The sequence below is a fragment of the Aestuariirhabdus sp. LZHN29 genome (assembly GCF_049985285.1).
In the GTDB taxonomy this organism is placed as follows: domain Bacteria; phylum Pseudomonadota; class Gammaproteobacteria; order Pseudomonadales; family Aestuariirhabdaceae; genus Aestuariirhabdus.
The window spans coordinates 126,135-138,988 of sequence record NZ_JBNIEU010000004.1 but is presented as its reverse complement, the minus strand read 5'-3'; the positions used below and the strand labels follow the sequence as shown (position 1 = coordinate 138,988).

Here is a 12,854-nt window from a genome sequence, read left to right as displayed (position 1 = left end):
CAGCCTCATCCCCTTGTAGGCACAGTGCCCTTTGATTGAGTGTGAAACCTGTCCTTTTTGTGCCTCCTCGTTATCCCGTTGGCTCGATCCCGCAGGGCTGGAGGGCTTGATGCAATGGTTTCGACACGCTCATTTATAACACTTGTTTGAATCATATCAAGCGTTTTACCCGAGCATATTTATAATTGCTGAGCTGGGTCATATTCAATCAGTCGAAGTGGTTAAAAACGGCCTTTTCGCGGAAGATGGTCGCTGTAGTGGGCAATTGTTCGGGCGTTGGGTAAGGGTGCCGGTCGCCGCCTCCCGTTTACCCTGTACCGATTGGAAAACTTTCCAGCTCGAGGCTTTGGGGGGTGGCTCGAGCCAACCAGCCGTTTTGGTTCCAGTCGCCAAGAACGATGCGCTCGGCACTCGCGCCATTTATCGCTAGAGGGTGGCGCGCGGGTCGATGGGTGTGGCCGTGGATAAGGCGTTGGCAGTTGTGCTGAGCCATTACGCGCTCAACCTCTGTCTGTGTTACATCCATTATTTCGCGAGACTTGGTGGGGCCCTGCTGCTGGCTTCTGCTGCGCAGTTTTTGAATCGATGAGGTGCGGTAGCTCAGTGGCAGGTGAAGAACCAGCCAGCGGACGATCGGGTTGCGTGTGATGCGGCGAAATCGCTGGTAGGCGATGTCGAAGGTGCAGAGGCTGTCCCCGTGCATTAGCAGGGTGGGGGTTCCGTACAGGTCAATAACGCAGGGGTCGGGTAAAATTGAGCAGCCCGCCTCTTTGGCGAATTTTTGGCCGATCAGAAGGTCACGATTTCCGTGCATGAAATAGACCGGAGCAACCTTTTCGCTAAAGCGCTTGAGCGCCTCGATCACCTTTTTTTGATAGGTCGTTGTGCCATCGTCCCCGACCCAGTATTCAAAGAAATCACCCAGAATGTAGAGCGCTTCGATATCGCTGCCGGGGTTTTCCAGGAGGTGGAAAAAAGCCCGGCTAATAGCCGGGCAGTCCTCCTGCAGGTGCAGGTCTGATATAAACAGGGTAGTCAAAGCTTATGCCTCTACCACCTCAGCGCTCTCGATCACAACATCCTCTACGGGGACGTCCTGGTGGTGTCCTGCATTACCGGTCCGCACACTCTTGATGGCGTCAACCACATCCATGCCGTCGACCACCTTGCCAAATACAGCGTAGCCCCAGCCCTGGGGGTTTTTAGCGGTGTGGTTGAGGAATGCGTTGTCGGCGATATTGATAAAAAACTGGGCGCTTGCTGAATGGGGGTCGTTTGTACGCGCCATCGCAATAGAGCCAATCTCATTGCCGAGGCCATTGTCGGCTTCGTTTTCGATGGGGGCCTGGGTGGCCTTTTCCTTCATGCCTGCTTCAAACCCGCCGCCCTGAATCATGAAATTATTGATAACACGATGAAAAATAGTGCCGTCATAGTGGCCAGCGCGCACATAGCTTTCGAAGTTAGCCGCTGTTTTAGGTGCTTTTTCGTGATTCAGCTCGATCTTGATGTCACCCTGGTTGGTGTGCAAAACAATCATGGGGGGTTCCTTATGTGGTTGCGATCCCGAAGGATGCGCGGGATTTAGGATATGCCGCGGGCAGACGCTTACGCTCCGGCGTGTTTGGCAGGTATAATACGTTTTTTGTACGCACTGAGAAAGCCGCTTCAGGGGACCGCTATTTGATACCGCTCCCTTTGCTAGCCAGTCTTCTTAACAAAATACGACATAGGGGATGCTCTGCCTGCGGCTAGGTAGGGTCCCTGTATTGCCAATACTAAGGGTTGAAATGAGCAACAGCGAACAGAGTGCTGGGTCCAATTTCCTGCAGCAAATTATTAGCGATGACCTGGCTGCCGGTCACAATGAGGGGCGGGTGCAGACCCGCTTTCCCCCCGAACCTAATGGGTATCTGCATATCGGTCATGCGAAATCGATCTGTGTCAATTTTGGCCTCGCCCAGCAGTTTGGCGGCCAGTGTAATCTGCGCTTTGATGACACCAATCCGGAGAAAGAGGAGCAGGAGTATATCGATGCAATCCAGGAGGATGTACGCTGGCTCGGATTTAATTGGTCGGGTGAGGTACGTTTCGCATCCTCCTACTTTGACCAGTTTTACCAGTGGGCCCTTCACCTGATTCGAGAGGGTGATGCATACGTGTGTGACCTTTCTGCAGAGCAGGCCAGCGAGTATCGGGGTTGGGCGACCAAGCCGGGTAAGGCAAGCCCGTATCGCGACCGCAGTGTGGAGGAAAACCTGGCGCTATTTGAGAAGATGCGGGGGGGAGACTTCGACGAAGGGGCTTGTGTATTGCGCGCCAAGATCGACATGGCCTCACCCAACATGAATCTGCGTGATCCGATTCTGTACCGTATTCGGAAAGAGAGCCATCACCAGACGGGTGATAAATGGTGCATCTACCCAAGCTACGACTTTGCCCACGGGCAGGAAGATGCGATAGAGGGGGTGACCCATTCCATCTGTACGCTTGAATTCCAGGACCATCGCCCGCTCTACGAATGGTTTCTCGATAAGCTGCCGGTGCCCTATACCCCGCGCCAGTATGAGTTCGCGCGCCTGAACCTGAACTACACCGTCACCAGCAAGCGCAAGCTAAAGCGTCTTGTGGATGAATCCATTGTGGATGGTTGGGACGATCCGCGGATGCCGACCATCTCGGGTATGCGCCGACGGGGCTATACGCCGACGGCACTGCGTAAATTCTGCGACATGATTGGTACCAATCGCTCCGACGGCATCGTCGATATGGGGATGCTCGACTTCGCCTTGCGCGAAGACCTGAACGAGAATGCCGCACGCGCCATGTGTGTGCTGCGGCCTATAAGATTAGTCATTGACAACTTTGATTCTAATATGGAGTCCTCTAAGGTGGATATTAATACTGCTTCTGAAGAGGAGCTGGCAAATAAATTGCGTGGCGTCGGCCCTTGCTATGCCAGCGCGATAGTTGAATATCGGCGAACAGAGGGTCCATTTAAAGCTATTGAGCAAATCAAAGAGGTTAAGGGGGTAAAGGATAAGGTGTTTTTGGGTAATCAAAAATGCTTGATAGTTACCGCAGATGCTGAGCAGATGACCGCCCCGGTCCATCCCAATCGTGAAGAGCTCGGGGTACGGCAGCTACCCTTTACCCGCGAGCTCTACATCGATCGGGCCGATTTTAGCGAAGATGTCACGCTGCCTCGCAAGAAGTTCAAGCGCCTGGTATTGGGTGAGTATGCGCGATTACGCAGCGCCTATGTGATTCGCGCCGACGAGGTTATTCGAGACGACCAGGGTGAGATTCTCGAGGTGCGAGCCTCGTTGGTGCCCGGAACCGTTGGCGAAAATCCGCCCGAAGGCATTCGTCCCCGTGGCGTCATTCACTGGGTGTCGGCGACAGAGGGTAAGCCCGCGAAGGTTCGTCTGTATGATCGCCTGTTTGATCATGAGTCCCCTGATCGCGGTGAGCAGGATTTCATGGAGCATCTTAACGCGCGCTCGCTGGAGGTACTGGAAACCTGCTGGGTTGAACCTTCGGTGGCGGATGCGGCACCCGAGACGCGCTTTCAGTTTGAGCGGGAAGGGTACTTCTGTATCGACCGTTATGATTCCCGTGCCGACGCACTGGTTATCAACCAAACCATTGGTTTAAAAGACACCTGGGTGCACAAGGGGGGTAACTGATGGGGCAGCAACATAGTCGCGATCAGTTGCGTATTTACAATACCCTGAGCCGCAAGAAAGAGCGCTTTACGCCGATTGAGCCCGGCAAGATCCGCATGTATGTCTGCGGTATGACGGTATACGACTATTGTCACCTGGGACATGCCCGGGTGTTGGTGGCATTCGATATCATCACCCGTTTTCTGCGTGCACAGGGTTGGGATGTGACCTATGTGCGCAATATCACCGACGTCGACGACAAGATTATCCGTCGCGCCAATGAGAATGATGAAACCTGCGATAGCCTGACCGAGCGATTTATCGATGCCATGCACGAGGATGAGGCGCGCCTGTGGGTATTACCTCCCGATGAAGAGCCCCGCGCTACCGCTCATATGGCGCAGATTATCGACATGGTGCAGGTCCTGATCGGCAAGGGTTTTGCCTACGCGGCAGATAATGGGGATGTCTATTATCGGGTCGAGAAGTTCGAAGGGTACGGCAAGCTGAACAATCGTAACCTGGGGGAGATGCAGGCCGGGTCACGGATCGAGGTCAGTGATGTCAAAGAGAGTCCCTTTGATTTTGTGCTCTGGAAGGCGGCAAAGCCCGAAGAGGTAAGCTGGGATTCGCCGTGGGGCAAAGGTCGACCGGGCTGGCATATCGAGTGCTCGGCGATGTCCAAGTGCTGTCTGGGGGATACCTTTGATATTCACGGTGGCGGGCCGGATCTGCGCTTCCCTCACCACGAGAATGAGATCGCCCAGTCGGAAGCGGCCAATGGGGTCAAATTTGTCAACACCTGGATGCACGCCGGAGCTATTCGGGTGAACAAGGAGAAGATGTCCAAATCCTTGGGTAACTTCTTCACTATTCGTGAGATTCTCGATACGTACGATCCAGAGGTAGTGCGCTATTTTCTTACCATGGGTCACTATCGCAGCCAGATCGATTACTCAGAGGAGAGTCTGATCGCTGCACGGGAGGTTGTTGACAGCTTCTATCATGCCTTGCGTGGATTGCCGGTAGCCGATGAGGGCGAACTGGGTAACGATGTCGATGCCCGTTTCCGGGATGCCATGAACGATGATTTTAACACGGCGCTGGCGCTGTCGGTGTTGCGTGAGCTGGTGCGTGAGATTAATCGGGTCAAGTCAGAGGATGAGATGCTGGCGGCGCGATTGGCGGCTCAGTTGCGGCGTTTGGGTGGTGTGCTAGGCCTGTTCCAGCAAGATCCGGGGCGCTATTTGCAGTCTGGTGCCGACGTTGATCCGGCTTATGTCGAGCAGATGATCGAGGCACGCGCAGCCGCCAAGAAGGGGCGGGATTTTGCCGAGGCCGATCGTATTCGCCAGGAGTTGCTGGGCAAGGGTGTTGTGCTGGAGGATTCCCGCGAGGGAACCCGTTGGCGTATGGAGGGCTAGGCGCCACCCGGAACACCAAAACAACAAAGGGGCCCGATGGCCCCTTTGTTGTTTTGGTGTTGGATTGTTGGCGCTTGTTTGTGTGCGATCAGTCGTGCAGCTCATTTGCAGCATACAGGGTATTTTCGATTAGGGTGGCAACCGTCATTGGGCCTACCCCACCGGGAACCGGGGTGATCCAGCTGGCGTGCTCCGCAGCCGCTTCGAACTCAACGTCGCCCACCAGTGTGCCGTTATCCAGGCGATTAATGCCCACATCGATAACGATGGCGCCAGGCTTGACCCAGTCCCCCTTAACCAGTCCTGGTTTGCCGACACCAACCACCAGTATGTCAGCTCTTCGCACTTCGCCTTCAAGGTCGCGGGTAAAGCGGTGTGTGGTCGTAGTGGTACAGCCTGCCATTAGCAGCTCCATGGTCATCGGTCGGCCAACGATGTTCGAGGCGCCTACGATGGTGGCGTTGAGTCCTCGTAACTCGGCGCCGGTGGAGCGCAGCAGGGTCATAACGCCTTTGGGAGTGCAGGGTCGAAGCAGGGGTAGTCGTTGGCACAGGCGTCCGACATTGTAGGGGTGGAAACCATCAACGTCTTTATCGGGGCGGATGCGATCGAGAACCTTGTCGGAATCAATCTGTGGGGGCAGGGGTAGCTGAACCAGGATGCCGTCAATGACCGGGTCGTTGTTGAGTTCATCGATTAGCTCCAACAGCGTGTCTTCGCGCGTGTCGGAGGGCCAGTCGAAAGATTTGGAGACAAACCCTGCGCGTTCACACGCGCGGCGCTTGTTGGCCACATAGACGGATGAGGCGGGGTCATCACCGATCAAAACGACGGCCAGTCCGGGTGCCCGCAGGCCTTTCTCCGTGCGCAGTTTGACGCCTCTTGCTACGCTGTCGATCAGGTCGGTGGCGATCTGTTTTCCATCAATAAGTTGTGCGGTCATGGTCTCAGTATCGGGTACAGTTTTTAGGTGCGGGGATTTTCGCATGGATAGCGCAGTACGCAAAGGGCGCTCGTCTAATTGAATGCGCCAGATCAATAGCCCGGAGGGAGACAAAAAAACTGTTTGAGGCGTTGACGGGGTAGGGTCCTGTGAGTATTATGCGCACCACTCGTTGAGCGGTGTCGGGGTTCTGCATAGGCAGGAGTCAGACACAACCTGCGCCGACATAGAGCGCCCGTAGCTCAGTTGGATAGAGCAACGGCCTTCTAAGCCGTGGGTCGCAGGTTCGAATCCTGCCGGGCGCGCCATATTCCGGTGGGGGTTGTTTCAATGACGTTGTAGTGGTGGGCGTAGCTCAGTTGGTAGAGCACAGGATTGTGACTCCTGTTGTCGAGGGTTCGATCCCCTTCGTCCACCCCATTTTTACTCTCGATATATGCCAACTCGATGAGCGAAAATGATAGCAAGTAACCGGTGTTAAGCAGGCTTTATTGGCCGCCTACTTCGGATGGCAATGCGGAAGTGGTGAAATTGGTATACACGCCAGATTTAGGTTCTGGTGCCGAGAGGCGTGAGAGTTCGAGTCTCTCCTTCCGCACCATATTTTTAAAATGGGGATAAGGCAACTTATCCCCATTTTTGCGTTAAACGCTGATAAACGTTGGGCGGTGACAGTCGTTGTCGACCCTGGATATTGAATAAGCCTGTATTTAGTTGGGTTTAGCGAGGATAAAACATGCAAGTCTCAGTAGAAGCGACTTCTGGTCTGGAGCGTCGGCTCACAATTACGGTCCCGGCAGAGCGTATCGATAGTGAAGTGAACAAGCGCTTGCAGGAAACTGCGCGCAAGGCACGTATCGACGGTTTTCGTCCCGGCAAGGTGCCGATGAGTGTTATCAAGCGCCGTTTTGGCCCTTCTGCGCGTCAGGAGGTTGTTGGGGAGGTCATTCAGTCAACCTTCTTTGAGGCCGTACAAAAAGAATCCTTGAACCCTGCGGGCATGCCTTCGGTAGAGCCCAAAGCGGTTGAGGATGGCGAGGATTTTGAGTACGTCGCTACATTCGAAGTCTATCCAGAGATTGATCTGGGAGATTTCAGCACCATCGAAATCAAGAAGCCGGTTGCTGAAGTGGTCGACGCAGACATCGATGAGATGATGGAGACCTTGCGTGGACAGAACAAGACCTTCACCGAGGAGGTGGAGCGCGGAGCGGAAGCGGACGATCAGTTGACGCTCAGTTTTGTTGGCACCATCGATGGTGAGGTATTCGAGGGCGGTAGCGCCGAAGACACCGAGCTGGTGTTGGGGTCAGGCCGGATGATCCCAGGTTTTGAAGATGGCTTGCTGGGCGTAAAGGCTGGCGAAGAGCGCACCGTTGAGGTGACCTTCCCCGAGGATTATCAAGCGGCAGAGTTGGCTGGTAAGGCGGCGCAGTTTGTCTGCACCGTTAGCAAGGTTGTTGCTCCGGCACTGCCAGAGCTAAACGATGAGTTTTTTGCCAAGTTTGGTGTGAGTGAGGGCGGTATTGAAGCGTTCCGCGCCGAAGTCAGCAAAAACATGCAGCGCGAGCTGGATTCTGCGATCAAAAACAGCGTTAAGAATCAGGTGATGGATGGTTTGCGCAACGTTCATCAGGTCGATATCCCCAAGGCCCTGATCTCCAGCGAGATTGATACTCTGCGTAAGCAGGCCGTGCAGCAGTTTGGTGGTGGTGAAAACATCGATATGTCGATGCTGCCCGCTGAGTTGTTCGAAGAGCAGGCCCAAAAGCGTGTTAGCCTTGGTTTGATCGTTGCTGAAATTGTTAAAACCAAAGAGCTGAAAGCTGACGATGCCAGCGTTCGCGCCATGATCGAAGAGATGGCTGCAGCCTATCAGGAACCCCAGCAGGTGATCGATTGGTACATGAAGAACGAGCAGCAGTTGCAGGAGGTTCGTTCGGTTGTGTTGGAAGAGCAAGTTGTGGATACTGTTCTCGCTGACGCCAAAGTGTCGGAGAAAGCCTGTTCCTACAAGGAAGCGATTGCCCCTGAGGCCGCGCCTTCAGAGGCAGTAGCTGATTCCGAATAGCAATCTAGCGAATCCTAGTAAAAGGCCGGCAAAGTTGCCGGCTTTTTTATCTCGGCTGTAATTGATCAGGAGTTTAGAAAGGATATGTCCAGACTTATTGATAACGGCAGTAGCGGCGATATCATCACCAACAGTGGGTTGGTTCCAATGGTGGTCGAGCAGACTGCACGGGGTGAGCGTTCTTACGATATCTACTCCCGCCTGCTCAAGGAGCGAGTGATTTTCCTGGTCGGTCAGGTTGAAGATCACATGGCCAATCTGGTGGTGGCCCAGCTACTTTTCCTTGAATCGGAGAATCCCGACAAGGATATTCATCTCTATATCAACTCACCTGGCGGCTCAGTCACCGCTGGTATGTCGATCTACGACACCATGCAGTTTATCAAGCCGGATGTGAGCACTATGTGTATCGGTCAGGCAGCCAGTATGGGTGCCTTGCTGTTGGCGGGTGGCGCGACCGGCAAGCGTTTCTGTTTGCCCCACTCACGTATGATGATTCACCAGCCGCTGGGTGGTTTTCAGGGGCAAGCGTCCGATATTGAAATTCACGCCCGCGAAATTATGTCGATCAAAGACAAGCTGAATAAGGTGCTAGCTGAGCACACAGGGCAGCCTATGGATGTGATCGCCCGGGATACAGATCGTGATAACTTTATGAGCGGAGAAGAGGCTGCCCAATACGGTCTGATCGATTCTGTTCTGGCTAGGCGTGATGCTGCAGAATAACCTAAGATGTTATAAAACAGGTGCTACGCACGTATCTGTCTAAAAAGCCCCTTGAAAAAAGCGGCAAATAGCTGCATCTTGTGGCTAGGGTATTTAAGAAGTGAATTGTCCGGTAAGGGTAGGATTCGAATGACCGACGAAAGTAATGGGAAGGGGGGGGATGGCGGTAAGCTGCTGTACTGCTCCTTCTGTGGTAAAAGCCAGCACGAAGTTCGTAAGCTGATTGCCGGCCCCTCAGTTTTTATCTGTGACGAGTGCGTAGACCTCTGTAACGATATTATTCGAGAGGAGGTTCAGGATACGCCGGCCGAGAGTAGCAATGATACGCTGCCTTCTCCACGTGAAATCAACACCATTCTGGACGACTATGTTATTGGCCAGCAAAGGGCCAAGAAGGTGTTGGCTGTAGCGGTTTACAATCACTACAAGCGCCTCCAGAAGGATGATAAGAAGGACGATGTAGAGCTGGGCAAGAGCAATATTCTGCTAGTCGGCCCGACCGGTAGCGGTAAAACGCTGTTGGCCGAGACGTTAGCGCGTTTGCTTAACGTGCCCTTTACCATTGCCGATGCGACCACGCTGACCGAGGCCGGGTATGTCGGTGAAGATGTCGAGAACATCATCCAGAAACTGCTACAGAAGTGTGATTACGATGTAGAGAAAGCCCAGCGGGGCATTGTTTACATCGATGAGATCGATAAGATCTCCCGTAAGTCAGATAACCCATCCATCACCCGCGATGTGTCAGGTGAGGGTGTACAGCAGGCACTGTTGAAGCTGATCGAAGGGACTGTTGCGTCGGTGCCTCCTCAAGGCGGGCGCAAGCATCCTCAGCAGGAGTTTTTGCAGGTTAATACCTCCAATATCCTGTTCATCTGCGGTGGCGCGTTTGCTGGCCTCGAGAAGGTGATTCGAGATCGCTCAGAAAAGGGGGGGATCGGATTTTCTGCAGAGGTCAAGAGCAAAGACACCAGCCAGAATGTTGGAGAAACACTGAAGGATGTTGAGCCGGAAGATCTGGTGCGCTTTGGCTTGATTCCTGAGTTTGTGGGTCGCTTACCCGTTATCGCTACCCTGGAGGAGCTGGATGAAGCCGCTCTCATCCAGATCCTGACCGAGCCCCGCAACGCCCTGACCAAGCAGTATGCCAAGCTGTTTGAGATGGAAGGTGTAGAGGTCGATTTCCGTGAGGATGCGTTGAAGGCTGTCGCCACGAAAGCGATGGAGCGTAAAACCGGTGCACGTGGGTTGCGCTCCATCCTGGAGTCGGTGCTGCTTGATACCATGTACGAGATTCCCTCTCTGGAGGGGGTTGGTAAGGTAGTTATTGACGGTTCGGTGATTCGTGGTGATTCTGAGCCGCTACTGATCTACGAGAGCAGTGAGCAGCAGCGCGCCTTGCCTGAAGAGTAACTGTCTCAGCTGGCCCATACAAAAAAAGACCCCACCGGGGTCTTTTTTTGTATGGGCCAACATAATTGCCTGGAGTGCTTGTATTTTACGCCTATCGTCCCCATCTTAGAGGCAATAGGTTCGTTTCTGTTTCCCCGGCTACTGTTCGGTAGCTGCTACTAGGAGTTTTTCATGGAGAATGATCGCATCTCTGGAGATCAGTCCTCTGGAGCGTCGATTCCCCTGCTTCCGTTGCGGGATGTTGTCGTATACCCCCATATGGTTATTCCGTTGTTCGTTGGCCGTGAGAAGTCTATTCGGTCACTCGAAGCCGCGATGGATTCTGCCGACAAGCAGATCGTACTGGTGGCGCAAAAGCATGCCGCCGAAGACGATCCCGTGCGCGAGGATCTGTTTGATGTGGCGACGCTGGCCAATATTCTGCAGCTGCTGAAGCTCCCCGACGGTACCGTAAAGGTATTGGTCGAAGGGGTCGAGCGGGTAGCTTTGCAAGGCTTATATGAAGAGGATGGGGTGCTTGAGGTCGAGGTTGAGGAGTTTTCCGAAGACCAACCCAGTGAGCGGGAAGCCGAGGTTTTATTGCGCTCAGCGATGAACCAGTTCGAGCAGTATGTGCAGCTCAGCAAAAAAGTTCCCGCCGATGTGCTCTCCTCAATGGGTGAAATTATCGACTCCAGCCGCCTCGCAGACACCATGGCAGCCCATCTAACCCTCAAGATTGATGAAAAGCAGACCATTCTTGAGATTGCCAGCGTGCAGGAGCGTATTGAGCACCTGATGGGAATTATGGAGTCTGAAATCGATCTGATGCAGGTCGAAAAGCGGATTCGCGGTCGTGTTAAGAAGCAGATGGAGAAGAGTCAGCGCGAGTACTATCTCAACGAACAGATGAAAGCGATTCAGAAGGAGTTGGGTGACATGGAGGATGTCCCTAACGAAATCGAGGATTTGCAGAACAAGATCGATGATTCCGGTATGCCCAAGGAGGCCCAGGAGAAAACGGCTTCGGAATTGGGTAAGCTCAAAATGATGTCTCCCATGTCGGCAGAGGCCACTGTCGTTCGAGGTTATATCGACTGGATGGTAGGGCTGCCCTGGAAAAAACGCAGTAAAATCCGTAACGATATTGGTAAAGCTGAGGAGATCCTTAACGAGGACCATTATGGCTTGGAAGAGGTTAAGGAGCGGATTCTCGAATATCTGGCCGTGCAGCAGCGGGTTCGGAAGTTAAAGGGGCCGGTTCTGTGCCTGGTAGGTCCTCCTGGTGTCGGTAAAACTTCATTGGGTGAGTCTATTGCTCGCTCTACTAACCGTAAATTCGTTCGTATGGCACTGGGTGGTGTCAGGGACGAAGCGGAGATCAGGGGGCACCGTAGAACCTATATCGGCTCCATGCCTGGCAAGATCGTGCAAAAGATGTCCAAAGTGGGGGTGAAGAACCCACTATTTCTGCTCGACGAGATTGATAAGCTGGGCTCGGATATGCGTGGTGACCCATCGTCTGCTTTGCTGGAGGTTCTTGATCCTGAGCAAAACAATACCTTCAATGACCATTACCTCGAAGTCGATTATGACCTGTCGGACGTTATGTTTGTCTGTACCTCTAACTCCATGAATATACCGGGTCCGTTGCTGGACCGAATGGAAGTGATCCGCATACCGGGTTATACGGAGGACGAAAAGGTCAATATTGCTCGTCGCTACCTGTTGCCCAAGCAGGTCAAGAATAATGGCTTGCGAGAGAACGAAATCAGTCTTGAAGAGAGTACGCTGCGTGATCTGGTTCGCTACTACACCCGTGAGGCGGGAGTGCGAGGTTTGGAGCGCGAAATCGCCAAGATCTGCCGTAAGGTGGTGAAAGGACATGCGGTGGATAAAACCGCCAAAGCCGTTGTTGTCGCACCGGATATGCTAGAGCAATACAGTGGTGTGCGTAAGTTCAAGTACGGCTTGGCCGAGGAGGAGGATCAGATCGGACAGGTAACCGGCTTGGCCTGGACCCAGGTCGGCGGTGAGCTGTTAACCATTGAGGCGGTGTCAGTGCCCGGTAAGGGGCGTCATAGCAAAACCGGCTCTTTGGGTGATGTCATGCAGGAGTCTATTCAGGCCGCACTGACGGTGGTTAGGAGCCGTGCTGCGGTGTTGGGTATAGCGCCCAATTTCCACGAAAAGAATGATATTCATATCCATGTACCCGAAGGGGCGACACCGAAGGATGGTCCCAGTGCCGGAATCGGCATGTGTACCGCCCTGGTGTCGGTATTAACCGGTATTCCCGTTAAGGCTGATGTGGCCATGACCGGGGAGATTACCCTGCGGGGGCAGGTGCTTCCAATCGGTGGTTTGAAGGAAAAGCTGCTGGCAGCGCACCGGGGTGGCATTAAAACGGTGTTAATTCCCGACGAAAACACTCGCGATCTCAAGGAGATTCCGGACAATATCAAGGAGGATCTGGATATTGTTCCTGTGAAATGGATCGATGATGTGTTGCAAGTCGCACTTCAGTATATGCCAGAGCCACTTACGGGTGAGGAAGCCTTGACCGCAGAGGAGTCCCGCGAGGAGAATAGTGAGAGAATTAACACGCATTAGCGTGCGATCTTCTTGAC

At 53.6% G+C, this 12,854-nt stretch carries 9 protein-coding genes and 3 tRNA genes; 9 read left to right on the top strand and 3 right to left on the bottom strand.

The annotated features are described in order from the left end of the window. Positions 1-307: 307 nt before the first annotated feature. Both ACP3PW_RS14755 and ACP3PW_RS14750 read right to left on the bottom strand, forming a co-directional pair. Positions 308-1,039, bottom strand: coding sequence for a UDP-2,3-diacylglucosamine diphosphatase (locus ACP3PW_RS14755; RefSeq protein WP_426417497.1), 732 nt, complete (start codon positions 1,037-1,039; stop codon positions 308-310). Positions 1,040-1,042: 3 nt separating this feature from the next. After that, positions 1,043-1,540 carry a peptidylprolyl isomerase gene (locus ACP3PW_RS14750; RefSeq protein ID WP_426417496.1) on the bottom strand — a complete coding sequence of 166 codons (498 nt, stop codon included), beginning with the start codon at positions 1,538-1,540 and terminating at the stop codon, positions 1,043-1,045. A gap of 250 nt (positions 1,541-1,790) precedes the next feature. Here ACP3PW_RS14750 and ACP3PW_RS14745 point away from each other — a divergent pair, with 250 nt between their 5' ends. Both ACP3PW_RS14745 and cysS read left to right on the top strand, forming a co-directional pair. Continuing rightward, positions 1,791-3,689 carry a glutamine--tRNA ligase/YqeY domain fusion protein gene (locus ACP3PW_RS14745; protein ID WP_426417495.1) on the top strand — a complete coding sequence of 633 codons (1,899 nt, stop codon included), beginning with the start codon at positions 1,791-1,793 and terminating at the stop codon, positions 3,687-3,689. Next, complete coding sequence (cysS, locus tag ACP3PW_RS14740) at positions 3,689-5,092, top strand: cysteine--tRNA ligase (RefSeq protein WP_426417494.1); 1,404 nt, start codon at positions 3,689-3,691, stop codon at positions 5,090-5,092. Before ACP3PW_RS14745 ends, cysS begins: the two co-directional genes overlap by 1 nt. An 88-nt stretch (positions 5,093-5,180) precedes the next feature. Here the strand turns inward: cysS and folD are convergent, their stop codons facing one another. Further along, a complete protein-coding gene (folD, locus tag ACP3PW_RS14735) occupies positions 5,181-6,035 on the bottom strand; it encodes a bifunctional methylenetetrahydrofolate dehydrogenase/methenyltetrahydrofolate cyclohydrolase FolD (RefSeq protein ID WP_426417493.1) in 855 nt (284 codons plus the stop codon). A 231-nt stretch (positions 6,036-6,266) separates the two neighbouring features. Between folD and ACP3PW_RS14730 the strand changes: the two genes are divergently transcribed. From ACP3PW_RS14730 to lon, 7 genes are all read left to right on the top strand, one after another. Next, positions 6,267-6,343 (top strand) — tRNA-Arg (locus ACP3PW_RS14730). A 36-nt stretch (positions 6,344-6,379) separates the two neighbouring features. Beyond that, positions 6,380-6,455: transfer RNA gene (locus tag ACP3PW_RS14725), tRNA-His, on the top strand. A 96-nt stretch (positions 6,456-6,551) separates the two neighbouring features. Next, positions 6,552-6,636 (top strand) — tRNA-Leu (locus tag ACP3PW_RS14720). Between the two features lie 135 nt (positions 6,637-6,771). Then, positions 6,772-8,106, top strand: a complete 1,335-nt coding sequence (tig, locus tag ACP3PW_RS14715) for a trigger factor (RefSeq protein ID WP_426417492.1) — start codon at positions 6,772-6,774, stop codon at positions 8,104-8,106. 84 nt (positions 8,107-8,190) lie between these two features. Next, complete coding sequence (gene clpP / locus ACP3PW_RS14710; RefSeq protein WP_426417491.1) at positions 8,191-8,832, top strand: ATP-dependent Clp endopeptidase proteolytic subunit ClpP; 642 nt, start codon at positions 8,191-8,193, stop codon at positions 8,830-8,832. A gap of 129 nt (positions 8,833-8,961) precedes the next feature. Beyond that, a complete protein-coding gene (gene clpX, locus ACP3PW_RS14705) occupies positions 8,962-10,245 on the top strand; it encodes an ATP-dependent Clp protease ATP-binding subunit ClpX (RefSeq protein WP_426417490.1) in 1,284 nt (427 codons plus the stop codon). 171 nt (positions 10,246-10,416) lie between these two features. After that, the gene (gene lon / locus ACP3PW_RS14700) at positions 10,417-12,837 is read left to right on the top strand and encodes an endopeptidase La (RefSeq protein ID WP_426417489.1); all 2,421 of its coding nucleotides are present in this window, start codon (positions 10,417-10,419) and stop codon (positions 12,835-12,837) included. The last annotated feature ends 17 nt before the right edge of the window (positions 12,838-12,854 follow it).